Origin of the sequence: Corynebacterium massiliense DSM 45435 (genome assembly GCF_028609805.1) — a bacterium.
In the GTDB taxonomy this organism is placed as follows: Bacteria; Actinomycetota; Actinomycetes; order Mycobacteriales; family Mycobacteriaceae; genus Corynebacterium; species Corynebacterium massiliense.
This window is the reverse complement of record NZ_CP063189.1, coordinates 1947201-1971028: the sequence shown is the minus strand read 5'-3', so window position 1 is coordinate 1971028 and position 23828 is coordinate 1947201. Positions and strand designations below refer to the sequence as shown.

Genomic DNA, 23828 nt, shown 5'->3' with positions numbered 1-23828 from the left:
ACATAGTGGATTACTTCTTCTAAAAGACCCAACCAAATTCCTTCAGGCTTAGAGCTTGGTGGTTGAATCCCAGCGCGTAAAATCAAAGTTGCTTAGGAGACTTTATGGTGGATCGAAGCCAAGTTCCCGGTCCCAAATCTCTACCAGTGATCGGGACTGCATACAGTGTTAACCCGAACAATCTAGTGAAGTCCCAGACCGAGCTAGGGGACAAGTACGGGGAAATATTCCTACATGATCTGCCGGGGCAACCTCCTCTGTACATTATCGGCTCCCACCGCCTCACCCACGAGTTATGTGACCAGAAACGCTTTCACAAAGCAATTCATCCGTCGCTTGAGGCTATCCGCACGTTTGCAGGTAACGGGCTCTTCACGTCCTACTACGACGAACCAGAATGGGGCCAGGCACACCGTATCCTAATGCCGGCATTTAATCCGGCTGCCTTACGGGAAATGTATGAAGGTATGACGGATATTGCTGAGCAACTTATGTTCAAATGGGCTCGTACGCGCAGCGATGATCCTGTCGATATACCGGGAGATTGCACGCGATTGACGCTGGATACAATTGCACTCTGTTCTTTCAGCTACCGCTTTAACTCCTTCTATTCCGAGAAGCTGCACCCGTTTGTCGCCGCGATGGCGAACGGGCTCAAAGATTCAGGTAAGCGTTCTCACATGCCTGATGTGTTAAACAAGCTAAACGTCCCAGGAACGCGTCGATACGACCGAGATATAACGACGATGAAGGACACGGTTGATTCCCTCATCGCCGAAAGGAAGGAAAACCCACGTACCACGGAAAACCGAGACGTCCTAGACGTCATGTTGGAAGCTAAGGATCCGAAAACGGGTGCTAAGCTTTCCGATGAGAACCTCCGATATCAGCTGATTACGTTCCTGATTGCAGGTCACGAGACAACATCTGGTTTGCTGAGTTTCGTCGTGTACGAGCTTATTAAAAACCCTCGGGTCTTTAAGAAAGCCCGGGAAATTGTCGACCGCGTTCTCGGCGGTAGGTTCCCTGATTACTCGGATCTCAAAGAACTCGGTTACCTCGACCAAGTGTTGCGAGAGGGATTGAGGCTTTACCCTACCGCACCAGCGTTTGCGGTTAGTTCGTACGAAGAAACGGTCATCGGTAAAGACGCTAAACATGAAGGTGTCACGGTCAAGCCCGACGACATGTTGCTTGTACTGCTTGGGAGGGTGCACCGTGATCCCGACGTCTGGGATTCTCCTGAAGAATTCCGGCCTGAACGGTTTGATTTTGAGAACGCGAAAGACATACCACAGCATGCGTGGAAACCATTCGGAAACGGTCAACGATCATGCCTAGGCCGAGCGTTTGCGCTGCAGGAAGCAACTATGGTCTTGGCGTTAATGGTTCAGCACTTCGATTTTGAATTTGCTGATCCTGAGTACGAACTCGACGTCATTGATGGGTTGACTTCCAAGCCCAAAGATCTTCTGGTGAAGGTTCATAACCGGCCGGGACATGAGTTTACCGGCAGGCGAGCTCGTCGCGAGAATGAAGATCGTAAAGAAGATTTATCCCTCCCTCTCTCGGACGTTCAGCCCAATGGGCACACTATCCAGATAGCTGTCGGATCTAACGCCGGTACGTGTCTCACCTTTGCGAAAAAACTTGAGCGTTTTGCTTTCCGTCAGGGATATGACGTCGAGGTAATGGACCTCGATGAAGCTGTCGACAACCTGCAGTGTGGTGACCCGGTCTTAATAGTCACCTCTTCCTATGAGGGCTTGCCACCAGATAATGCTGCACAATTCCTCGAATGGCTTTCAGTCAATGATCCCGATTTGACTGGCGTGAACTACGCGGTATTCGGCAGCGGCAATAGTGAGTGGGCCTCTACTTTTCAGAGAGTGCCGACTCTGGTGGACGAACTTCTTAACGAATGTGGTGCATATCGTTTAGTCGAACGTGGCGCCGCGGACGTAAGAGGGGACCACCTGGGCGCGTTCCAAGACTGGTCTGAAGAACTGTGGAATACGGTCGCTGAAAATTACGATGTCGACCATCACGATTACGAGCGTGAAAAGTTAGTTCTCGAGGGTTCAACAAACCGGTCCCATTTCCTCAACGCAGCGAAATATGGCTCCGGTGCTACGGATGCGCAGTACGTAGCCGCTCAAGTCACGGATAAGGCAGTACTGTCCTCTACCAACGATGACAACGGCCCAATCCGTACCAAAATGCATCTGGAGGTAAAACTGCCGGGTAGCGTCACTTTCGAAACGGGTGACTATCTGGAAATTTTGCCTCGGAACAACCCGGATCTAGTTGAACGGGCACTAAAAACGTTCGGTTTGTTAGGTGATGATCGCGTTATTGTTAGATCGGATCATGCTTTCTTGCCGTCAAACACGCCCGTTACATACCGGGAAATATTTGCAGATTATGTGAATCTTTCGACCATTCCTACGCAACGGCTTATTTCTAAACTCGCCGAAGAATGCCCCTGCCCTCCAGAAAAGTCTGATATTCAGGAGCTTGCTGGCCCGCTGTACCAGAATGAGATTTTGGATCGTCGCGTTAGTCTCCTGGACTTACTGGAGATGTACCCGTCGATTCGTCCAGATTTGACTAATTTTCTGGAAAATTTGGAACCCCTCTCACCTCGTAAGTACTCCATTTCTTCGTCGTCGAGTCGCGGGAATAACACACCGGCTATCACCTTCTCAGTAATTGATGAGCCTGCCTGGTCGGGCTATGGTAATTTTGCGGGAGTAGCATCGACCTACCTCGCGAACTTGGAGGTTGGTAGTAAAATCCAGGTCCGAGTTGTAGCCGGTAACCCTGCCTTCAAGCCGGACAAAGAACCTACTGCCCCTGCGATACTTATTGGTGCGGGTACGGGTATTGCTCCATTGCGAGCGTTTCTTCAGGACTTGGCGGCTAATCCAGTCGAAGCTCCAAGGAAACCATCTGAACCTAAGGCTGTTCTCTACTACGGATGCCATGGTGAGAAATCTGATTTTCTTTACTCGGATGAGCTTCGCACTTTGGAAGAAGCAAATATTGTGGACGTTCGGCCTGCTTTTTCGCGCCACCCCGTCGATGGCGAGACCGGTCGTATTCGCTACGTTCAGCACCGTCTTTGGGAGGATCGAAATGAGGTAGCAAGCCTATGCGAACGGGGCGCGAAGGTTTTGGTATGCGGGGATGCACGCCGCCTTGCTCCTGCAGTTCGCCAAACCTTCGTGTCGATAGTGGCCGATACCCGAGGCGTATCGGAAAACGAAGCAGCTACTGTCGTTGACAAAATGCAACGTGAGAAATTCTCATACGTTGCCGACGTATTCGAATAGTGAGGACTTATGTCGACCTATACTCTTAAGCCATCCTCCGAGCACGGCGTTAGCCGTGCTGAAGTGATGAAGCAGTTTTTCTTCTTTCTTCGCGCGATGCGCGAGTCAAAGATTCTTGAAAAACCGTCTTCTCTGTCTTCGCTAAGGGAAGAGGTTGCAATTCGTCGGCGCTGGGGAAGCCTTGAATCCGGGACTCTCGCTATAAACGCCAAAAAGTACCCGGATGAACTTGGCTTTGTTGATGAGGAAGGTGAACTCACATACCTAGAGTTTTTTGATCGTGTTTACCGCCTAGCCCACGGTCTGCAAGAACGAGGGGTGCATGAAGGTGACAATGTTGCCGTAATGGCACTCAACGGACGCGCAGCCGTATTTCCACTTTGTGCTCGACAGATGCTGGGCTACCACATCTTCATGATCAATGCGAATAGCTCAGGACAGCAGATTCACAAGGTGCTCGGGTTTCATGATATCGATGCTTTTGTCGTGGATCAGGAATTTTATGATCGCTTGCTTCCGGAGACAAAGGAACAGTTTGACATCATCATCGGTTTCGTTGATGACGAGAAAGCTCTTGACCGAGCCGATACCCTTAAGCAGATTATCGATAACACTGTCCTAAACACGGGAGAGGATCGGCTTCCTGAGAAACCCACGAAGTCCCAGCATGTTGTCATGACCTCAGGGACGACGGGTATGCCGAAAGGTGTCATCCGTCGACAGTTGCTTTCCCCGCAGGGGATTGCCCCGGCGCTGGCAACCGTACCTTGGCGACGGGGAATGAACGTGTTTGTTCAGGGAACACTGTTCCACTTTTATGGATGGGGCATTATGATGGTCACTCTAGTGACTGGGTCTACAATCATTACGCGGCGCAAACACTCGTCTGAGCAAACGCTCCAAGTCCTTAAGGACTATAAAGTAAACGGCTGGTGCTCGTCGGCTTCTCGTCTTCGTGCGATGATCTCAGAACTCGATAAACGAGAGTCCGCTGGGGTAAGTGGGTTAGAATGGATTACTTCTTCTGGTAGTCCCTTAACCCCGTTCGAAGTCGAAAGTATGGCGAAGTACTTTGGGCCCGTTCTGGTTAATAGTTACGGGTCAACCGAAACATCTGCCATTGCTATGAGCCCGGGGCGTATGTTGGCGTCTGACCCCTTGCTTACCGGCAGAATATACCCTGGTGCGATGGTCGAAATCCTCGATGACGACGGAAACCCAGTGCCCGATGGTGAAATGGGCGAGGTCTATGCCGGTTGCTACGATATGTTTGTCGGGTATACCGATCCAGACATTAAGCCGACGGTCAACAACGGTCTGATTCGTATGGGCGATAAGGGCTACCGTAAGGGGGATCGTCTTTATGTCGTTGGGCGCGCGGATGATCTGGTTATTACCCAGTTCGCGGAGAAGATTTTTCCGTCGGAGCTCGAAGACGTCCTCATTCGTGACGAGCGCGTTTCGGAAGTACACGTTCATGGTGTCCGTGACGATAAATTCGGGCAGGCCTTGCGTTGCTACGTAATCCGCGAGGACGGGATTAGTGAAGACGAGTTGAACGAGGATGTCGTCAAAGAACTCCTGCGAACCGGACTCTCTGACGCACATGTGCCCCGTGACGTCTTTTTCGTCCATGACTTCCCCAGGAACGCCATGGGTAAGGTGATTAGGCCTCAGTTGCCGGATCATTCGACCGCTTAAATCGGGGCGGCTATATGTCCCCCCTTGTGCGCGTACGCTCGGTTGTTGAATCCGCGGGGTACGCGGTGTCTATTTCGAAGCGTCCTGGACGTCTGTTTGAATAGTCGGGGTGGAGGTTCGCAACGGCATCGGGTGTACTATGCGTGTTCAGTAATCCTGCTATACTTAGTTGGCGAAACTAGGTTAGGCCATGGAGAATTACTGTGTCTTCTAAAATGAGCCGTTGCAATCTGAAGTTATTAGCACTTTCGATGGCCGGGGTGGCTGCGCTAGGCCTAGCGGCACCAACTGCTTCGGCGAGCGTCTCGGGAGCTATCGTGGGAGACCTCCACGATATTCCAGACTGCACTCCAGTCGTAGCGCTTGTTGTGCCGGGAGCTTTGAATTCTTTGGCGGCAATTCCGGAATCTATCCCGCACGGACTTCAGACGCGGAAAGTGACGGCCAAGCTTGAGCAGCGGGGGGTGGCGACGCGGACGCTTTCTTACAACGCAACTCCATGGTTCATGCAGTCATACGAGCGCTCTCAAAGAGAGGGCTATCACGGTGGTTTGTCGTTCCTTAAGCAGGCAGCACGGAAGTGCCCCGACTCCGACTTTGCTCTTGCAGGTTACTCTGAGGGCGCTGATATCGCGGGCCGGATAGCGGAAGATGTGTTCGACGGGCGTGGGCCTATTCAAGCTAAGCGACTAAAACCCGTTTCCTTGCTTTCAGACCCGCACAATGGTGGCACCAAAATCATTGGTGGAGCCTCGCAGAGTGCGACCGGAATCCTTGGCCGCCGAAAGTACGGATCCGGTGCGGATAAGGTCCTGAATATTTGTGATTCGGAAGATTGGATCTGCAATCGTGATGTTTTGAGTAAGGATGCAACAACCAAGGACGCTACGGAACCGGGGCGGAAATTTGATCCTCTGCGCCCGATGTCAGCTGAGGTGATTCAAGCGACTGAGAATCTCCCCCAGTTTGTTGAGAATCTTCCTTCGTTCATGCAGGGTGACGTGTCCCACGTTACATACTATCCGTGGGTGGTTGACGCAATGGTGGATCATATCGCGGCGGAAAGCCCTGAAACCTCCCGTGGCTAGGCGGAGTGTGCGGCTTCGCATAAGTTGTCAACAGGCGCTTTTTTGAATCACTTAGTACTGTCGTTCACTGCATTACTTTAGTACCGTCAACCGCCTGGTTGATGGCGGCGATCTGGCGGGCGATGAGCGGACGGATGACCAGGCCGATGAGGAGGGTGGGGAGGACGAACAGGCTGAGCATCGCCAGTGCCTTGGTGAAGTCGCCGTCGTAGGTGCCGAACAGCGCGGCGCGGATGGCGGTGATGGTGTAGGTGCCCGGCAGCCAGGGGCTCACCGAACTCACCCAATCGGGCAGCAGCATCAGCGGGTAGGCGCCGCCGGCGGCGGAGACCTGCAGGACGAGCAGCAGCACGCCCAGGGCCTTGCCCGCGTTGCCAAAGGTGTCCACGAAGGTGAAACACATCAGCTGGAACACCAGGCTGGCCACCCACCCGGCGACGAACAGCAGCAGCGGGTGCGCGGGGTTGACCTCCACGTAGACGATGAGCCCGCCGATGAGCAGCGTGGATTGCAAAAGCCCCGTGAGGGCGAAGGTGAGGTAGCGGCCGAAGTAGCGCTGGATGGCGGTGACGTCGGCATCGGCACGCACGCTCTGGCGGACCGAATCCTTGTCGGTGCGCACCGCCACGCACGTCAGCACCGCGCCGACCCACAGGGCGAGAACGGTGTAGAGCGGCGCGACGCCGGCGCCGAAGCTGGCGCGCTCAAAGACGGCGTGGCGCTCAATGTCTACCGGCTTGGCTAGCGTATCGGCGAGTTCCTCCGGGTCGCCGGCGATGACCTCAGCCAGCTTGTCCAGGTTGCCGGTCTCCTTGGAGTCGTAGACGGCGCCTAAGGCCTCGTCCATCTTGCCGGCGGTGCCGCGCAGCTCATCGGCAAGCCCGCGCAGCGCGCCGCCGGCGTTGGTGAGCGTGTCCCGCAGCGAAGTCGGGGAGTTCCCCAGGGTGGACATCGTCTTATCGATGTCCGCGCGTGCACCGGCCACATCGCCCTTGAGGGTGTCCAGGGAGGCCGAGATCTGCTGCACCTGGGGCACCACTTGGGTCTCAAAGGTGGTGCGCACCCCGGCGATGGCGTCGCGGGCCGTGGCGATGGACGCCTGAATCTCCTGCTTGTCCGCGTCGCTCGTGCTCGCCGGGCCGGAGCGCAGGCGCGTCGCGGCGTCGGTTAACCGGTCGTGCAGACCGTCGAGGCGGGCGATGGCGTCATCGAGATCCGCCCGCGCGCCGTCGATGGCCGGGCCGGCCTGCGGGGGCAGGGCGGGGCCGAGCTGGTTGGTCAGGCGATCGCGGACCTCCCGGTACTGATCGGAGGACACCTTGACTTGGGCGGCGACATCGTCAAGCGATGCCGCGGCCGCCTCCCGGGACTCACCGGCATTGGCCAGGATCTCGTCCACTTGATCCTTGACGGGGCCAAGCCCCTCGCCGGCCGCACCGAGCGCGCCACCAATCGCGCCGGCGCTGCCCGCGATGCCCCCGCCGAGGCCGTCGAAGTCGGCGGCGTCGACCGAGTCCAAAGAATCGCGCATCGAGCCCGCGATGCCGTTCGCGTTGTCCACCACGGGCACGGTCGAGTCCGCGAGCCCGGCGATGGCATCGGCGGTGCCCGCCGCGGAGTTCAGGTCGTCGCGGCCGCTGCGCAGGCGGGTCTCCAGGGAATCGAGGGCGGCGTGCGTGTCGTCATCGTTCAGCGCGCCGTGCACCGTGTCCACCACGCCGAAGGCCACCTCGGAGAGGGTATGGGTGAACGATTCGTTGATCTTTTCGTTCACACCCTCGCTGCCGGAAGAGACCAGCATGGGCGACAGCGGGGACTTCTTCTCGTTGACGTAGACGGAGATCTCGCTCGGGTGCGCATCGCCGGCGTAGAAGGTGAACATGTCCTTGCTCAGCGTTTTGGGCAAGACGATGGCGGCGTAGTACTCGCCGGACTTCGCGCCCTCGATGGCCTGGTCCTCGTCGGTGATCACCCAGTCCATGTCGTGGTTGCGCGCTAACTGGGACAGCGCCATGTCGCCGGCGCTGACCTTGAGCGGCAGCATGTCGCTGGAAAAACCCTCGTCCGCGTTCGCCACCGCGACCTGGAAGCGCTGCGTGTTCCCAAACGGGTTCCACGTGGCCAGGACGTTGAACCAGGCAAAAAAGCACGGCAGGACCACCAGGCCCACCATGACGATGCCGGTCATGACGTTGGTGTAGAGCCGGCGCAGATCGTGCGCGGTAATGGACAGCGCGGTGCGCATTTACTCCACCTCCGATGCAGGGGCTTGGGAGTCGTGGCGGTGGACGATGGCGTCGCGCAGCTCGGCATCGTCAAGGCGGCTGACCGCGCGGGCGTCGATGGCCGACTGCTTGAGGTATTCCACCACCGTCAAAAAGACGATGACGACAAGCAGCCAGACGACGGCGAGCGCGAGCATGATCGTCTTGTCCGTGTGCGCGAAGGCGGCCAACCCGGTGATGACCAGGATGCCGAGCACGCCGAAAAAGATGCCGGCGGTAATGAGCGCGCGGTAGTTGTCCCGGATAAACCGGCTGCGGCGGTCCACCTCCGTGCGGTACTCGGTGCGGTCGCCGATGGCCGCCATGATGTCCGACAGGCGGTACGGCGAGCCGGTGATCTCCACCTTCTCGCTGCGGATGAGCTCCGAGCGCGCCAGCTGCGAGTTGAACATGAGGTGGAAGTGCGACAGCGCCAGCCGGAACAGCCAGCCGCCGGCGAAAACCACTGCGGCCAGCAGCGCGAGGGAGAACACGTCGCGCAGGTAGTGGTGGCCGTAGAAGCCGACGACGGTCTCGCGCATCGCGTCGATGCCGAACCGGAAGGGCAGCACGGGATAGACGGCGCGGAAAAAGTCCGGCATGAGCTCGATGGGGTAGAGGCCGGAGGCGCCGGGGATTTGCACCATGAGCAGGAAGATGGCGAGGCCGCGGCCGACGTGGCCCAGGGCGGCGACGAGGGCGTAGACGATGGCGGTGTAGCACATCGAGTTAAAAATCGCGGTGGCGTACATCCCCGGCACGGAGGCGTGCTGGACGCCGAAGGCGAGGTTGCCGGTCATCACCACGACGGCTTGCAGGGTGGCCATGAGCGCGAAGAGGAAGAAGCGCCCCAGGTAGCCCTGGCCCACGGTCACGCGCCGGAAGCCGGCGCTATCGGCCTCCACGCGGTAGATGATGGTGAGCATGAACGCGCCGATCCACAGCGAGAGGTTGGTAAACAGCGAGGCCATCGCGCTGCCGTAGTTCTCGGTGGGGTACACCGCGTGCTGCGTGATGGTCACTGGGCTGGACAGGTAATCGCCGACGTTATCCGGCTGCAGTGCGACGATGTCGTTGAGCACCTCGTTATCGCCGGTGGTCAGCAGCGCGGCGATGTCCGCCTCGGTGTCGCGCGCGGAGCCGGCGTAGTTGTGCAGGTCTCCGCTGACCTGGTCGAGGATGGCCACGGTCGATTGCAGTTGCTTGTCGATGCCCGCGAACAAATCCTTCGTCTGCCCGAGCAGCGCGCGCTGGCTCTCCACCGCCGACTTCACCTTGGACACGCTGCCGGAGAGATCGGCGAGCTTCGCGCTGACCACCGGGGCGTTGGCGGCGATGCCGTCGCTGGCGGCGTGGGCGGAGTCGCTGGCCTGGTTGGCGGCGGCGGACAGCTCCCCGCCGAGCCCGGCGACCGAGTCGAGGGTCTGGGAGGTGGTGCGGTCGACCTCGTGCAGCCCATCGAGGACGGCGCGGGCGGCGTCGGTGCGCTCGCGCAGGGAGCCGACCACCTCGTCGACGTCACGCTGCGCGTCCGGCGGCAGCGGCACGGCGCCGGCCAGACCTTCCAGCTGGGCGACGGTGTCCTCGCCCTGTGTGACGATGCCGTCGACATCGTCAGCCGCCGTTTGCGCCCGGCGCTGGGTGGAGCGCAGTTGGTCGGTGGTGTCGGTCAGTGAGGCATCGGCACGCGCGGCGCCGGTCTGGAGCGCGTTGGTGGACTCGATGAGCGCGGTGGAGCTCGCGCCGGAGAACTCCGCGACCGTCCCCTGGAGGGTGTGGGTGAGCTCGTCGACCTCGCCCAGGGTGCCCTCGAGGTCCGCCAGGACACCGTCGATGGAGTCGGTGGTCTCCGCGGTACTGGCGAGCGCCGGGCGTGCCGCGTCCACCCGGCCGCGGTAGTCCTGGGCTGTGGCGCTGGCACCGTCCAGCTTGTCCGCGACCTCGCCGAGGCTCCCGGAGGCTTTGTCCCGGGCCGAATCCACCTTGCCGCGCACGTCCATCCCGGTATCGCGCAGCTGCTCCGCGGTGGCTTCGGCGACTTGCTGCTTGAACGTGTCCGTGATCGTCGTGCCGATGGTGCTGGCGCCCTTATCGGTAATTGACGGGGCGATGCCGTTGACCTTCTCGTTGACGTAATAGTCGAGCGTGGGGTGGGCGTAGTCGCCGTCGACTAAGTGGGTGAGCTTCTCGCTGAAGTCGGCGGGCACCCGGATTTCGGCGAAGTAGTCGCCCTTCATCAGGCCCTCGTGGGCCGTGTCCGCATCGGGGAATTCCCAGCCCATCTTGTCGTTGTCGGCGAGTTTGTCCGTGAGCGTTTTGCCAATGTTGATTGTCTCGCCGGGGGAACCGCCGGCGCCGGCGGGCGCGGGCGCGCCCGTGTCCTCGCTGACCACCGCCACCCGGATGTTTTCGGTGGCGGAGTACGGGTCCCAGAAGGCGTTGATGTTGAACCAGGCATACAACGACGGCGTGATGAGGACGCCCAACACGATGGCGTAGACCCGCCGGTTTTTTAGCAGGCGCTTGAGATCGCGGAGGAAAAGATACCAGCTAGTTCGCACACAGACACTCTAGCGCCGGGGATAGGGCAGGGAAAGTGACGCAGGCCCGCCGCCGTACATGAAAAAGCCATTTTCGCCGCGATCCGCGCAGATCTGGGGTCAAAATGGCCAGAAACACGCGGGGGTAGGTGGATGCGCGCTGGGTTTCGGCGAACGGCCGATCGGGGGACAACACGAAAGGCGCCCGCCGGAGAGAGTGGTTCTCCGCGGCGGGCGCCTTACACTAAATAAGGCCGTTGGAATTAACGGCCAGCCGTTAGTTAACGGTCTTGTCTTCCTTCGACTCTTCGAGGTTCTCGCGGGAGTTGTCGCCCTTAAAGTTCTCCAAGGACTCCTTCAGAATCTTCTCGGCCTCCTCGCGGTTGCCCCAACCAGAGCCCTGCACTTCCTTGTTTGGCTCAAGGTCCTTGTAGTGGACGAAGAAGTGCTCGATCTCGTTCTTGGTAAAGTCATCGACGTCATCGATGTCTTGGTAGGACTCGTAGCGGACGTCATCGATGACGCAGAGCAGCTTGTCGTCGCCGCCGGCCTCGTCGGTCATCTTGAACACGCCGATCGGGCGGGCAATGACGGTCGCACCCGGGAAGACCGGTTCCGGGGTGATGACGAGGGCGTCGAGGGGATCGCCGTCATCGGCAAGCGTGTTGTCGATGAAGCCGTAATCGGCCGGGTACGCCATCGGGGTGAACAGGTAGCGGTCGAGGAAGACGCGGCCGGACTCGTGATCCACCTCGTACTTGTTGCGGGAACCCTTGGGGATCTCAATGATGACTTCGATGCTCACGGTTACTAAACCTCCCGTGGTAGTAGAAACGCTTGCGTGCACGCACTACTTTAGCCGCAGGTGCCCGCCGCCAACTGCGCGGGCGCAAGTAACAGCAAGGCACAGGCGAGTCAGTTGTAGGGTGTTAAGACGATGAAAGCGAAGAACCTGTGGTGGGGCGCAGTGGCCCTTGCGTCCGCGGCGGTCGTGGGATCGGCAGCGGCCTTCGGCGTCGCGGTGCACAACGAGTACAAGGATCTGCACCACGAGCCGGCGTATGTGGCGGACACGCCCGAGCAGATGCTGACACCGAACCCGGACCCCGCCCCGGCGCCCGCCGCCGGCGACGTCGCCGCGGCGTTGGACAAGGCCTTCGACAAAGACGCGCTGGCCACCTTCGGCGGCGCGGTCATCGATACGGCCAGCGGCGAGGTGGTCTGGGAAAAAGACACCGACCGCCCGCTGACGCCGGCGTCATCGACGAAGGTGCTCACCACCGCGGCCGCCACGTGGCAGCTTCCCGAAGACGAGCGGATTACCACCGAGGTGGTGCGCGGGCAGAGCCCGGACAACGTGGTCATCAAGGCCGCCGGTGACGTGTGGATGTCCTCCGCGCAGATAGACGAGCTGGCCGAGCAGGTGAAAAAGGCCGTGCCCAACGTGGCCGGCGTATACGTGGACACCAGCGCGTGGGCGGGTGATACCCAGGCGCCCGGCTGGGATCCGGAAAACATCGATGAGGGCTTTGTCGCGCCTATGGAACCGGCGATGCTCTACGGCGGGCGCCAGGGCGCGGAGGGCGGCGACGTGCCCCGCAGCCACACCCCGGCCAAGGACGTGGCGCGGGCCCTGGCGGACAAGCTGGGGGCGCAAACAGCTGAGTACGGCGTGGCGCCTGCCGATGCCGACGTAGTGGCCAGCACCCAGTCCGCACCGTTGAGCGAGCGCGCCGAGAAAATGATGAAGCACTCCGACAACGTCATGGCCGAGGCCATCGCGCGCGAGCTGGCGGCCAGCCGCGGCGAAGAGCCCAGCTTCGCCGGTGACACGGCGGCGACTTTGGCGGTGCTGGCGGAGCATGGCATCGACACCCACGGCGTGGAGATCAAGGACAACTCGGGCCTGTCCACCGACAATCGGATCCCGGCGAAGACGCTGGCGCAGGTCATCGCCCAGGGCACCGAGGACGCCCAGCTGCGGCCGCTTCTCGGGTACCTGCCGGTCGCCGGCGGCGACGGCACCTTGAGCGACCGGTACGCAGACCTCAGCGGGCGCGGCTACGTACGTGCCAAGACCGGCACGCTCACCGGGGTGTCGGCCCTGGTGGGCACCGTGCCCGGCCAGTCCGGCGCGCAGTACGCGTTCGCCTTCCTGGTCAACGACGGCGACCTCCTCAGCGCGCGGCAGGCGCAAGACAAGCTGGCCAGCGCGCTGCGCGAGCAGTAGGTAGATGGTCACGCCCTTCTGGCCCAGGCGCTCCCCGCACTTTCTGGCCTGCCGGCGCGGGGTACGCGAGGCCGTGTACGGCGCCGACGCGTCCCGGTCGGTGGTCGTAGGTTTGTCGGGCGGCCCCGACTCGCTGGCGCTGCTTGCCGCGGCCGTGGCCGAGGGGCTGGAGGTGGAGGCGGTGTGCGTCGACCACCAGCTCCAGGACGGTTCGCGCGCGGTGGCCGAGCGTGCCGCAGCCCAGGCACGCTCGCTGGGTGCGACCGCCCGGGTGGTGGCCGTGCATGTCACTGGCACCGAGGGCATGGAAGACGCGGCGCGCCGGGCCCGCTACCAAGCGCTCGCGCGCGCCGCCAATGGCCGAGAGGTGCTCGTCGCCCACACCGCCGAGGACCAGGCGGAAACGCTGCTTCTCGGGCTGCTGCGCGGACAGGTGGCCGGCATGGCGCCGCGCGCGGTGATCGAGGGTGCGCGGGTAGTCCGCCCGTTGCTCAGCGTGCGCCGCGCCGACACGGTGGGCGCGTGCACAGAGCTGAACATGGAGTACTGGGACGACCCGCACAACGCCGACACTGCGTTTAGGCGAGTCGCGCTGCGCCGCGACATCATCCCGCGCCTGAGCGCACTGGCCGGTGGCGACGCGGTGGCGCCGCTCGCGCAGGCGGCGGGCGATGCCGCACGCGACGACGCCGAACTCGCGCGGCTTGCCGGCGCCGAGACCGCGGGCGCGCGCGCCGAGCTCGACTGCGCGGAACTCGCGGCCGCCCCGGAGCCACTGCGCCGCCGGACTATCGCCGCCTGGCTGGTCGCCCACGGGGTGGCGGTGACGCGGGCGGGGCTGAGGGACATCGGCAAGCTATGCACCGACTGGCACGGCCAAGGCGGAGTTGGGGTGAAACCGCACCCGGCCGGCCCCCGCGGCGCAAGGTTGGAAGTGCGCAGGGTTGGTGGCAGACTGTCACTATTAAGCACGTGACAATGCGAGCCTGACGCGGGCAGAAAGGGCAGACGGCCGTGTACGACACCAAGGACTTCAACGTTCCGGACAACCCCTACGGCAAGGACGTGGAGGCAGTCTTAATCCCCGAGGAGACACTGCAGGCCCGCATCCAGGAGCTCGCGGACGAGGTCTCTGCAGCACACAAGGACTCCGACCAGGACCTCATCCTCATCTGCGTGCTCAAGGGCGCGGTCTTCTTCCTCACCGACTTTGCCCGCAAGCTCTCCATCCCGGCCGAGCTCGAGTTCATGGCGGTCTCCTCTTACGGCAACGCCACCACCTCGTCGGGCGTGGTCCGCATCCTCAAGGACTTGGACCGCGACATCGCCGGGCGCGACGTGCTCATCGTCGAGGACATCATCGATTCCGGCCTGACGCTGTCCTGGCTGATCAAGAACCTGCGCAGCCGCAACCCCCGCTCCCTGGAGGTCATCACCCTCCTGCGCAAGCCCGAGGTGGTCAAGGCAGATATCGACATGTTCGACGTCGGCTTCGACATCCCCAACGAGTTCGTCATCGGCTACGGCCTGGACTACGCGGAGCGCTACCGCGATCTGCCCTACGTGGGCACCTTGCACCCCGATGTCTACAGCAACAACTAAACTCCACCGTTAATGAAAAACCAGAAGATCCTCCGCTACGGCGGGATCGCTGCCCTCGTGTTGGTGGCGCTCTACGCCTTCACCTTCCTCACCAACGACACCCGCAACTTCATGCGGGTGGACACGTCGGTGGCGCTGCAGCAGCTCGATGACAACAACGTCGAGGAAGCCCAGATCGACGATCGCGAGCAGCAGCTTCGGCTGAAACTGCGCGAGCCGTCGACCATCGAGGAGCGCGACGACGTCGAGGAGATCTACACCCAGTACCCGGCACGCACCTCGCCGGAGATCTTCGACACCGTGAAAAACTCCGGCGTCGACTCCTACGAGACCAACGTGACCAAGGACAACTTCCTGGTCCAGATGGCGGGCTTGCTCTTGCCGATGGTGGCCATGGCCGCCCTGCTCTTCTTCTTCATCACCCGCATGCAGCAGGGCGCCGGCGGACTGTTCGGCATCGGCGGCAACAAAGCCAAGGAGCTCACCAAGGACGAGCCGACCAACACCTTCGACGACGTCGCGGGTGCCGATGAAGCCGTTGACGAACTCATGGAGATCAAGGACTTCCTTGAGGATCCGACCCGGTACTTCGAGCTCGGCGCGAAGATCCCGCGCGGCGTGCTGCTCTACGGCCCGCCGGGTACCGGCAAGACGCTGCTGGCCCGCGCCGTGGCCGGCGAGGCGGGCGTGCCGTTTTATTCCATCTCCGGTTCCGACTTCGTGGAGATGTTCGTCGGCGTGGGCGCGTCCCGCGTGCGCGACCTGTTCAAGCAGGCGAAGGAAAACAGCCCGTGCATCATCTTCGTCGATGAGATCGACGCGGTGGGCCGCCAGCGCGGCTCCGGCACCGGCGGCGGGCACGACGAGCGCGAGCAGACACTCAACCAGCTGCTGGTGGAAATGGACGGCTTCGGCGACCGCGAGGGCGTCATCCTCATCGCCGCCACCAACCGCCCGGACATCCTCGACCCGGCGCTGCTGCGCCCGGGCCGCTTCGACCGCCAGATCCCGGTGACCAACCCGGATCTCGCCGGCCGCGAGGCCATCCTGCGCGTGCACGCGAAGAACAAGCCGCTCGCCTCGGACGTGGATGTCACCCAGCTGGCCAAGCGCACCGCCGGCATGTCGGGTGCGGACTTGGCCAACGTGCTCAACGAGGCCGCGCTTCTTACCGCCCGCATCGGCGGCAACGTGATCACCGCGGACGCACTCGAGGAGGCCACCGACCGCGTGGTGGGCGGCCCGCGCCGCCAGTCCAAGATCATCTCCGAGCACGAGAAGAAGGTCACCGCCTACCACGAGGGCGGCCACACGCTCGCCGCGTGGGCGCTGAAGGATATTGAGCGCGTGTACAAGGTGACCATCCTGGCCCGTGGCCGCACCGGCGGGCACGCGATGACTTCGCAGGAAGACGACAAGGGCCTCTACACCCGCGACGAGATGTTCGCGCGCCTCGTCTTCGCCATGGGCGGGCGTGCCGCCGAGGAACTCGTCTTTGGCACCCCGACCACGGGCGCGTCCTCCGACATCGAAAATGCCACCAAGATCGCGCGCGCCATGCTCACTGAGTACGGCTTTTCCCCGGAGCTGGGTACCGTGAAGTTCGGCCAGGAGCAGGGCGACCCGTTCGCCCACATGGGCGGCGGCGGTTCCATCGAGTACTCCGAGAAGGTTGCGGCGAAGATCGACGAGCAGCTGCAGTACCTGCTCGACTCCGCGCACCAGAAGGCCTACGAGATCCTGGCCGAGCACCGCGACTACCTCGACCGCGTGGCCGAGCAGCTGCTGGAAAAGGAGACGCTGCGCCGCCCCGACCTGGAGCGCGCCTTCGACGGCATCGAACCGCGCGAGGCCGACGACGTCTTCCCGGGCGAAGATCTGCGCTTCCCACAGCAGGCCGGCCGCCAGCCGGTCAAGACCCCGGCGGAGCTCGCCCGCGAGCGTGGCGAGGAGCCGCCGAAGCGCATGACGCTTCTCGATGCCTCCCGCGCCGCCCGCGAACGCCGCCTCGCCGGCAAGGAGCCGGGCAGCCAGGAAGAGATCGGCTTCAACTTCGGCCAGCACGCCGGCGACGTCGTTGGCGAGCAGGTCGAGGCCACCCCGGCCACCAAGTCGCGCACCGAGGGAGCTGGCGACAGGCCTGCCGCCGGAGAGACCACCGGCCAGCAGGGCTGGGGCAACGCACGCTCCGCTCAAGCAGGCTCCGCTAATGCCGTGCCGGTCAGCGAAACGGCGCAGCAGGCCCCGCAGCAGCAGGCTCCGCGGCAGCAGGCCCCGCAGGACGACACTTACGTCGCCGGCTCCGGTGCCCGCCGCCTGGCCCACGAGGCCGAGGAGCGCAACCGCGCCGAACGCGAGCGCATTGCCCGCGAACGTGAAGACCGCGAGCGCGCCGCACAGTCCACGGCCGACCGCGCCCGCCAGCAGCGCGAACAAGCAGAGCGCGAGCAGGCCGAGCGGGAGCAGTCGGAGCGAGAGCAGGGCCAGCGCGAGTTCGGTCCGAACTCCGAAGAGACCCAGATCCTCCCGCGGGTGGGCCGGCACCACAAGCCTGACGCGCCGCGCCGCCCGGACACCCCGCGCCACCCGGGCGAGGAGAACTACGGCAGCGGCCAGGATCCGCGCTGGGGCGGTGGGCCGCGTGGCTAACCAGAACGTTCCCGCCGAGCGTCCGTTCGACCAGGAGCGGGCGGAGGCGGCCGTGCGCGAATTGCTCTTCGCGGTGGGCGAGGACCCCGACCGTGAGGGTCTGCAGGACACGCCGGCGCGCGTGGCGCGGGCCTATGCCGAGACGTTCGCAGGTCTCTACGAGGACCCCACGGTGGTGCTGGAGCGCACCTTCGCCGAGGGCCACCGCGAGCTGGTCCTCGTGCGCGACATCCCGATCTATTCCACCTGCGAACACCACTTGGTGCCCTTCTTTGGCAAGGCGCACATCGGCTACATCCCGGGCCGCGACGGGCACGTGACGGGCCTGTCCAAGCTGGCGCGGCTGGCGGATCTCTACGCCAAGCGCCCCCAGGTCCAGGAACGGCTGACCACCCAGATCGCCGATGCGTTAGTGGATAAACTCGACCCGCAGGCGGTCATCGTCGTCATCGAGTGTGAGCACCTGTGCATGGCCATGCGCGGCATCCGCAAGCCGGGCGCGACCACGACGACCTCCGCGGTGCGTGGCGGGTTCCAAAACAGTGCCGCCTCCCGCGCGGAAGTGATGAGCCTTATCAAGGGTTAAAACACACGAGTAAAGGAGAAGGAAGCCATGACCAGCGCAGGCAGTGCCCGTTCGTATTCCGTCGCAGGCGACATGACCTTCCCAGGCCGCACGACGGTCATGGGCATCGTCAACGTCACCGAGGATTCCTTCTCCGACGGCGGCAAGTGGCTGGGCATTGATGATGCCATCGCCCACGCCAAGGACCTGGTGGCCCAGGGTGCGGACATCATCGATGTCGGCGGCGAATCCACCCGCCCGGGCGCCACACGTGTCGATGCCGACGTCGAAGCCCGCCGCGTTGCCCCCGTCATCGAGGCGCTTTCCCAGGAGGGGATTTTGACCTCCGTGGACACCATGCGCGCGAGCACTGCCGCGGCCGCGGCGGAGGCCGGCGCGGCCTTGATCAATGACGTGTCCGGCGGGCTTGCCGATGCCGACATGTACCGCGTCATGGCCGACACCGACCTGCCGGTCTGTCTGATGCACTGGCGCACCGTCCAGTTCGGCGACGCCGCCGGCAGCGCCGATCACGGCGGCGACGTGGTCCGCGACGTCCACGAGACCCTCGACCGCCTGGCTGATAACGCGTTAAAGGCCGGCGTGCGCGGCGAGAACATCACGGTGGACCCGGGCCTCGGGTTCGCCAAGACCCCGCAGGACAACTGGGCGCTGCTCAAGGCCCTGCCGGCGTTCATCGCCGGCGAGTACCCGGTGCTGGTCGGCGCCTCCCGCAAGCGCTTCCTCACCCAGGTGCGCGCCGACCGCGGACTGGAGGCCAGCCCGCAGCTGGCCGACCCGGCTACCGCCGCCGTCACCGCCCTGTCCGCCCACCTGGGGGCGTGGTGCGTGCGCGTCCACGAGGTGGACGTCTCCCGCGACGCGGTGGACGTGGCGGCCGGGTGGCGCCAGGGTGCCAACTTCCGCCCGCAGGAGGGCTAGCGCCATGGCCGACCGCATCGAACTGACCGGGCTACAGTGCTACGGCTATCACGGCGTGCTGCCGCACGAGCGCGAGCACGGGCAGACCTTCACCGTGGACATCACTTGTTGGGCAGAGCTCGCTCCGGCCGCCCAGGGCGACGATCTCACCCAGACCATCAACTACGCGGAGCTCGCCGAGATGGCCGCCGGCGTCGTGGAGGGCGAACCGCGCCAGCTCATCGAGACCGTCGCGGCCGACATCGCTGAGCGCGCCATGGCCGACTACGACCTGCTTCACGCCGTCGAAGTCACCGTGCACAAACCACACGCGCCCATCCCGCGCACGTTTGCCGATGTCGCCGTGGTCGCCCGCCGTTCCCGGAAACGTGCGGCGGGCGCTAACGCACCCACCGCACGGATAGCCGACGCTCCGACCCCACGCCACGGCGGTGCACCCACCGCACGCGAAAGCGGGGCACGCGCCGAAGCTCCCACGAAGGCGGGGGAGTAGTCACCATGCGCGCGGTACTCTCCATCGGCTCCAACATGGCGGATCGGCTGCGGCTTTTGCACACCGTGTACACCGAATTCGCCGTCGACATCGTCGCCGCCTCCAGCGTGTACGCCACCCCGCCGTGGGGAGTGACCGATCAGGGCGACTTCCTCAACGCAGTGCTCATCGTCGACGTTGAGCACACACCTAAGGACCTGCTGCGCCGCGGGCAGCGCCTCGAGGAAGCCGCCGACCGCCGGCGCGTGCGGCACTGGGGCCCGCGGACGCTGGACGTGGACATCGTGCAGCTTGTCGATGCCCACGGCTCCGAGATCCGCTCTACCGACCCGGAGCTCACCCTCCCACACCCCTTCGCGCACGAGCGCGCCTTCGTGCTCATTCCGTGGCTGGAGGCCGACCCCGCCGCGACGTTGAATGGGCGCGGGGTGCAGGAATACATCGACAAGCTGGGCGCCGACGAGGTCGCCGGGGTGCGGAGCCTGGGCGATATGGACACCTTGCTTGGCCGTGCCGATTTTGCCGCCGACTCGACCGGGAGCGCCCCATGAAGCAGACGTCCGTCCCGGCCCTTTTCGGTACCGCGGCCTTCTTCGCCGCCGCGGCCTGGATTCTGGTCCGCCGGTTCTACGGCGACATGGTCTCCATCCCCGTCACCGTCTCGTTGACCCTGTGGGGGCTTGCGGCCGTGTGCGCGCTGCTGACGGTGAAGGTGCGCCGCGCGCTCCACAGCGACGACGCCCCCGGCATCGGGCTGGACAACTCCCAGCTCAACCCCATGACCGTTACGCAGTTCATGCTCGTGGGCAAGGCATCTGCGTGGACGGGCGCGGCGCTCGGAGGAGCGTACGTCGGAATGGCATTCTTCATACTCCCACACGCCGGGGAGCTTACCGCCGCCGCGCAGGATACTGCCGGGGTACTGTCCAGCGCACTGGGTGGTGCGGCGATGTCTGCAGCCGGGGTTATTTTGGAGCGCCACTGTCAAGCTCCGCCGCCCGATGCGCTGCTAGAGAACTGTTGACGAAAATTTAAAATTATTTTTGAATAAAATTAGGCATATGTAGCTCGTTCGAAGGAAAGCTGCTACCCTGCTATCGGGTAATTCGTCGCCAACATTCCACGGAGGTTCCAGTGGACATCTTTGCCCAGCTCAATGACATCCTGCCCGCACCGATCGCGGACTTCATCAACAACCTCGGGAACGTTCAGCTTCCGGATGTTCCGGACGTGAACGTCAACTTCCCTGAGCTTCCCGAGCTCGGTTCCAGCATCGAGGTTTCCCCGCAGATTGACGTCTCTCCGGAACTTGGTTCCAGCGACTTCGGTTCCAGCCTTGCCCCGGAGCTTGGTTCGGGAGACCTCGGCTCCAGCATTGCTCCGCAGTTGAACATCGCTCCGGAACTTGGTTCCAGCGACTTCGGTTCCAGCCTCTCCCCGGAGCTTTCCGCAAACCTTCTGCCGGATGAGCTCTCGAGCGATCTGCTCCCGGACCCGGAGCTTTCTTCCGACGTTCTGCCGAACCTCTTCAGCGAGGCGTAGTTTCAACGTTGTCTAACTTCGTTGCCTACGGCGGTGCGCCAGAGGTAACGACAGTGCCTGAGTGACATTGAAACTAAGGCCCAGGTCTGCCCACGTGGTAGGTCTGGGCCTTTAGGCGTCGAGGCGATAGAGTGTGTTTCATGACGTCGCCACGAACCCTCCATGACACTGGCAGCCCATCTGAAGCGTCCTCTTCCGCGTGGGGAGCGCTTCACAGCGATGAAGCAACGCAATCAAGTGGTGGGAAGAGGTCGGCCGTTTCCGGAAGCGAAAAACGTAATCGCTCGGCTCACGAGCAGGAAAACGGCCGCGACGTCGGCCAAATGGGAATTGCTGTACTAATCCTGCTCGGTGTAATAGCTAGTGTAGTGATGTTGCTTTTGGGAAGCGCCGTTGCGATGAAGGTTGCCTTATTGGTACTCCTCTGGGCGGCAGTTCTTGGGATGTTTTTGGTGGCTCGTTATCGCCGGCAGGCTCAGGATTCGTACGGTCGTATGACCGAAAGGGAGCGCCAACACCAGGCGGAGCTGAGGCGCTTGACTGCGGCGTCGCGTGACCAATCTGAACAAAATGATTCGGATTCACGGTCAAGCGGTAGTCAACGTCCTTCCCATCGAGCAGTAGATGCGTCAGGGCTGTCCCGTTCGGACGTTGAAATGCTCCGTGAAATTCGTGCCGAGATTTCGCAAATACGCGCGCAGCTTGAGGAGCTGTCCGGCCGTGATTTCACCTACGAACCTGCTGCATTGCGTGCCGAGGCTCGCCGTATCATGGAAGTCGAAGCCCGCGCGCATGCGGCCTCTCAAGCGACGTCCGATTCTGGTGAGAGCGGAGTCGATTCTGATGATAATTTCGACTTCACCCAATCCTCGTTCGGCGCGCCGTCGGCGGATGCGATCGCCGGCCGCCTAGGTTCCGAGCCGGTCGCCGGATATCCGAACGAACAGCTGCGCAATATCGTCGCGGAACAGAAAACCACTGATGCGGGCACGGCATCGAAGGTTGCTGCGCCCGCCAAGCACGATGTGGGAGTGGAGAAGCCATCGACCCCGCAGGCTAATGAGCCAGCACAGTCCGTGGCTGGTTCCCGTGCCAGCAATTCCCGCGATCCCCACCCAGAGGGCAGCCACAATGAGGGCGCCGACTCTGGTGATTGGAATGATCGGACTTTCAACACCGATTCTTTCCAGGCGGTGAACTGGGACAAGGGCGGCGATGACAACGTGCGCCGTGGACGCCGCCGCCAAGATGAGGGCCGTACCGGCTCGGTCTCGGTGGCGGAGCTTCTGGCGGCCAACAAGCGCGATCGGAGGTCCTAGATGCCGGCACCGCGTTTGCACTTTGCCGTCTACGGGACGTCTACCGCGGGTACGGCGCTGGCTGAGCCGTTTGCCGCGGCCGGGCACCAGGTCACCCGAGTTTCCAAGCTAGATGAGGCCATGGGGGCTAATGCTGTCCTGCTCGCGGTCTACGAGTCGCAGCTGGACGGTGCGGTCGCGCAGCTGGCCGAGCTGCTGGAAGCGGTCAGCGCGGATAGAGCTGGGAACCGGGCCAAGCCGGGCATCGTCATGCACAGCTGCCTCGGCCGCGGCGTGCAGGCCTTAGACCCGGTGGAGGTGGCCGGCGCGGAGGTAGTCGCGCTCGCGCCGGTGCACGCGTGGCAATGGGTAGCTACGGCGCTGGATTACGAGGGCGCGGCCATCGCGACGGCGCTCGCAGACGAGACCCAGACGCGGGTGGTGATGGTCGCCGAAGACGACCGGGGGAGCGTGGCGGCCAGCCAGGTGTATGCGAAGCTGACGCAGTTGGTGGGCTCCGAGGCACTGGAGCGGCTCGATGGGGCGCTGGGTACAAACGAGCACGAGGACCGTCCCGTTCCGAGTGACAACGAGCTGGACGCAGAAGAGATCTGCGACGCGTTCGCGCACATTACTGACGATGCGTTTGCCCGCGCATTCCTCTCCGTCGCGGAGATTGCCGCGCAAATCACCGGCGATGCGGGCGTGGCACAGTGGGCGAAGAGAAAGGCGAGGCGATGAGTTTTACTCCCGGTCAGTGGGTTAATGATCCGCAGCGCGTGGCGATGATTTCCCGCGCCTTCCGCAAGAAGTCCGCCCCGGTGCCGGTGGCGCTGACGCTTATTACCGGCGAGGTGCACGCCGGGCATTTCGCCTGCCTGCGGGCGGCCAAGCGCATCCGCGGCGCGGTGGTCATCGTGGCCTGGCGCGATGCGCCGGAGGAAGATTCCGCGGCGGCGCAGGCTGTCCGGGACGCAGGTGCGGACGTCATATTCCCGGTCAGCGAGGATGCACTGTGGCCACACGGCCCGCGAACCCGGGTCACTCCTGCCAATCACGGGTTGGAATCGCCGGAGGCGCTCGCGGCGGATGTCACCTTCGCCGTGGCGCTTTTAGGGCTGGTGCAGCCGACGGACGCAGTGTGGGGCGAAAACCGCTACGAGCGGCTCATCGCGATCCAGTACGCGGTCAGTGACCTGCACTTGCCGGTGCGCCTGCAGGGCGTGCCCACCGTGCGCAGCGGCGAGGGCATCGCGGTGAGCGCGGCGAACCCGCGCATCCCGGAGGTGGATCGTCCGCGCGCCACGGCGCTGTCGGCGGCGCTAACCGCCGGGGCGCACGTGGCGGAGGAAGGTGCCGCGGAGGTGGAGCGCGTTGCCCGCGAGGTGCTGAAGGCCGCCGGCGTGGAGCCGGCATACCTGGCGGTGCGCGGCCGTGATCTGGGCGACCCGCCGGCCGAGGGCGACGCGCGCCTTCTGGTCGGCGCCGACATCGGCGGAGTGCACCTAGTTGATTCCGTCGGGCTGCCGCTGGGGATCGGGTTCCGGAACTTGGACGGCAGCTAGCTTTCCACTGAATT

Annotated in this window: 19 protein-coding genes; 16 read left to right on the top strand and 3 right to left on the bottom strand. The window is 63.0% G+C overall.

Annotated elements, in window-relative coordinates; genetic code table 11:
• The first annotated feature begins 104 nt into the window (after nt 1-104).
• From CMASS_RS09150 to CMASS_RS09140, 3 genes are all read left to right on the top strand, one after another.
• Nucleotides 105-3335: a cytochrome P450 gene (locus tag CMASS_RS09150; protein ID WP_084684400.1), complete on the top strand. Its 3231-nt coding sequence runs from the start codon at nt 105-107 to the stop codon at nt 3333-3335.
• A gap of 9 nt (nt 3336-3344) precedes the next feature.
• Entirely contained in the window at nt 3345-5036 is a 1692-nt protein-coding gene (locus CMASS_RS09145; RefSeq protein WP_022862938.1) for an AMP-binding protein, read from the top strand.
• A gap of 203 nt (nt 5037-5239) precedes the next feature.
• Nucleotides 5240-6124: a cutinase family protein gene (locus CMASS_RS09140; RefSeq protein ID WP_156831786.1), complete on the top strand. Its 885-nt coding sequence runs from the start codon at nt 5240-5242 to the stop codon at nt 6122-6124.
• 64 nt (nt 6125-6188) lie between these two features.
• Here CMASS_RS09140 and CMASS_RS09135 read toward each other — a convergent pair whose 3' ends face one another.
• The 3 genes from CMASS_RS09135 to CMASS_RS09125 form a co-directional block, all read right to left on the bottom strand.
• Nucleotides 6189-8369 carry a YhgE/Pip domain-containing protein gene (locus tag CMASS_RS09135; RefSeq protein ID WP_022862936.1) on the bottom strand — a complete coding sequence of 727 codons (2181 nt, stop codon included), beginning with the start codon at nt 8367-8369 and terminating at the stop codon, nt 6189-6191.
• The gene (locus CMASS_RS09130; RefSeq protein WP_022862935.1) at nt 8370-10949 is read right to left on the bottom strand and encodes a YhgE/Pip domain-containing protein; all 2580 of its coding nucleotides are present in this window, start codon (nt 10947-10949) and stop codon (nt 8370-8372) included.
• A gap of 256 nt (nt 10950-11205) precedes the next feature.
• Entirely contained in the window at nt 11206-11733 is a 528-nt protein-coding gene (locus CMASS_RS09125; RefSeq protein WP_022862934.1) for an inorganic diphosphatase, read from the bottom strand.
• A 132-nt stretch (nt 11734-11865) separates the two neighbouring features.
• Between CMASS_RS09125 and dacB the strand changes: the two genes are divergently transcribed.
• The 13 genes from dacB (at nt 11866) to CMASS_RS09060 (ending at nt 23814) form a co-directional block, all read left to right on the top strand.
• Nucleotides 11866-13158, top strand: a complete 1293-nt coding sequence (gene dacB / locus CMASS_RS09120; protein ID WP_022862933.1) for a D-alanyl-D-alanine carboxypeptidase/D-alanyl-D-alanine endopeptidase — start codon at nt 11866-11868, stop codon at nt 13156-13158.
• Nucleotides 13159-13162: 4 nt separating this feature from the next.
• A complete protein-coding gene (gene tilS, locus CMASS_RS09115) occupies nt 13163-14134 on the top strand; it encodes a tRNA lysidine(34) synthetase TilS (RefSeq protein ID WP_027018649.1) in 972 nt (323 codons plus the stop codon).
• A 38-nt stretch (nt 14135-14172) separates the two neighbouring features.
• Entirely contained in the window at nt 14173-14760 is a 588-nt protein-coding gene (gene hpt, locus CMASS_RS09110; protein WP_022862931.1) for a hypoxanthine phosphoribosyltransferase, read from the top strand.
• Between the two features lie 12 nt (nt 14761-14772).
• Nucleotides 14773-17409 (top strand): ATP-dependent zinc metalloprotease FtsH, encoded by a 2637-nt coding sequence (gene ftsH, locus CMASS_RS09105; RefSeq protein WP_022862930.1) that lies wholly within the window; start codon nt 14773-14775, stop codon nt 17407-17409.
• Nucleotides 17402-17995 (top strand): GTP cyclohydrolase I FolE, encoded by a 594-nt coding sequence (gene folE, locus CMASS_RS09100; protein WP_027018648.1) that lies wholly within the window; start codon nt 17402-17404, stop codon nt 17993-17995. Before ftsH ends, folE begins: the two co-directional genes overlap by 8 nt.
• Nucleotides 17996-18022: 27 nt before the next feature.
• Nucleotides 18023-18916 (top strand): dihydropteroate synthase, encoded by an 894-nt coding sequence (folP, locus tag CMASS_RS09095; protein ID WP_022862928.1) that lies wholly within the window; start codon nt 18023-18025, stop codon nt 18914-18916.
• Between the two features lie 4 nt (nt 18917-18920).
• Nucleotides 18921-19409, top strand: a complete 489-nt coding sequence (gene folB / locus CMASS_RS09090) for a dihydroneopterin aldolase (protein WP_022862927.1) — start codon at nt 18921-18923, stop codon at nt 19407-19409.
• Between the two features lie 5 nt (nt 19410-19414).
• A complete protein-coding gene (gene folK / locus CMASS_RS09085) occupies nt 19415-19960 on the top strand; it encodes a 2-amino-4-hydroxy-6-hydroxymethyldihydropteridine diphosphokinase (protein WP_022862926.1) in 546 nt (181 codons plus the stop codon).
• Nucleotides 19957-20433 carry a DUF3180 domain-containing protein gene (locus CMASS_RS09080; protein WP_022862925.1) on the top strand — a complete coding sequence of 159 codons (477 nt, stop codon included), beginning with the start codon at nt 19957-19959 and terminating at the stop codon, nt 20431-20433. The genes folK and CMASS_RS09080 overlap by 4 nt, the downstream gene beginning before the upstream one ends.
• 110 nt (nt 20434-20543) lie before the next feature.
• Nucleotides 20544-20951, top strand: coding sequence for a hypothetical protein (locus CMASS_RS09075; protein ID WP_022862924.1), 408 nt, complete (start codon nt 20544-20546; stop codon nt 20949-20951).
• Between the two features lie 140 nt (nt 20952-21091).
• A complete protein-coding gene (locus CMASS_RS09070) occupies nt 21092-22270 on the top strand; it encodes a DUF6779 domain-containing protein (RefSeq protein WP_022862923.1) in 1179 nt (392 codons plus the stop codon).
• Nucleotides 22271-22990, top strand: a complete 720-nt coding sequence (locus CMASS_RS09065; protein WP_022862922.1) for a Rossmann-fold NAD(P)-binding domain-containing protein — start codon at nt 22271-22273, stop codon at nt 22988-22990.
• Nucleotides 22987-23814, top strand: coding sequence for a pantoate--beta-alanine ligase (locus CMASS_RS09060; RefSeq protein ID WP_022862921.1), 828 nt, complete (start codon nt 22987-22989; stop codon nt 23812-23814). Before CMASS_RS09065 ends, CMASS_RS09060 begins: the two co-directional genes overlap by 4 nt.
• Nucleotides 23815-23828 lie beyond the last annotated feature (14 nt).

Coding starts and splice junctions, on each gene's coding strand:
- CMASS_RS09150 (WP_084684400.1), top strand. CDS start 105: ATGGTGGATCGAAGCCAAGTTCCCGGTCCCAAATCTCTACCAGTGATC.
- CMASS_RS09145 (WP_022862938.1), top strand. CDS start 3,345: ATGTCGACCTATACTCTTAAGCCATCCTCCGAGCACGGCGTTAGCCGT.
- CMASS_RS09135 (WP_022862936.1), bottom strand. CDS start 8,369: ATGCGCACCGCGCTGTCCATTACCGCGCACGATCTGCGCCGGCTCTAC.
- dacB (WP_022862933.1), top strand. CDS start 11,866: ATGAAAGCGAAGAACCTGTGGTGGGGCGCAGTGGCCCTTGCGTCCGCG.
- tilS (WP_027018649.1), top strand. CDS start 13,163: ATGGTCACGCCCTTCTGGCCCAGGCGCTCCCCGCACTTTCTGGCCTGC.
- ftsH (WP_022862930.1), top strand. CDS start 14,773: ATGAAAAACCAGAAGATCCTCCGCTACGGCGGGATCGCTGCCCTCGTG.
- folP (WP_022862928.1), top strand. CDS start 18,023: ATGACCAGCGCAGGCAGTGCCCGTTCGTATTCCGTCGCAGGCGACATG.
- folB (WP_022862927.1), top strand. CDS start 18,921: ATGGCCGACCGCATCGAACTGACCGGGCTACAGTGCTACGGCTATCAC.
- folK (WP_022862926.1), top strand. CDS start 19,415: ATGCGCGCGGTACTCTCCATCGGCTCCAACATGGCGGATCGGCTGCGG.
- CMASS_RS09080 (WP_022862925.1), top strand. CDS start 19,957: ATGAAGCAGACGTCCGTCCCGGCCCTTTTCGGTACCGCGGCCTTCTTC.
- CMASS_RS09070 (WP_022862923.1), top strand. CDS start 21,092: ATGACGTCGCCACGAACCCTCCATGACACTGGCAGCCCATCTGAAGCG.
- CMASS_RS09065 (WP_022862922.1), top strand. CDS start 22,271: ATGCCGGCACCGCGTTTGCACTTTGCCGTCTACGGGACGTCTACCGCG.
- CMASS_RS09060 (WP_022862921.1), top strand. CDS start 22,987: ATGAGTTTTACTCCCGGTCAGTGGGTTAATGATCCGCAGCGCGTGGCG.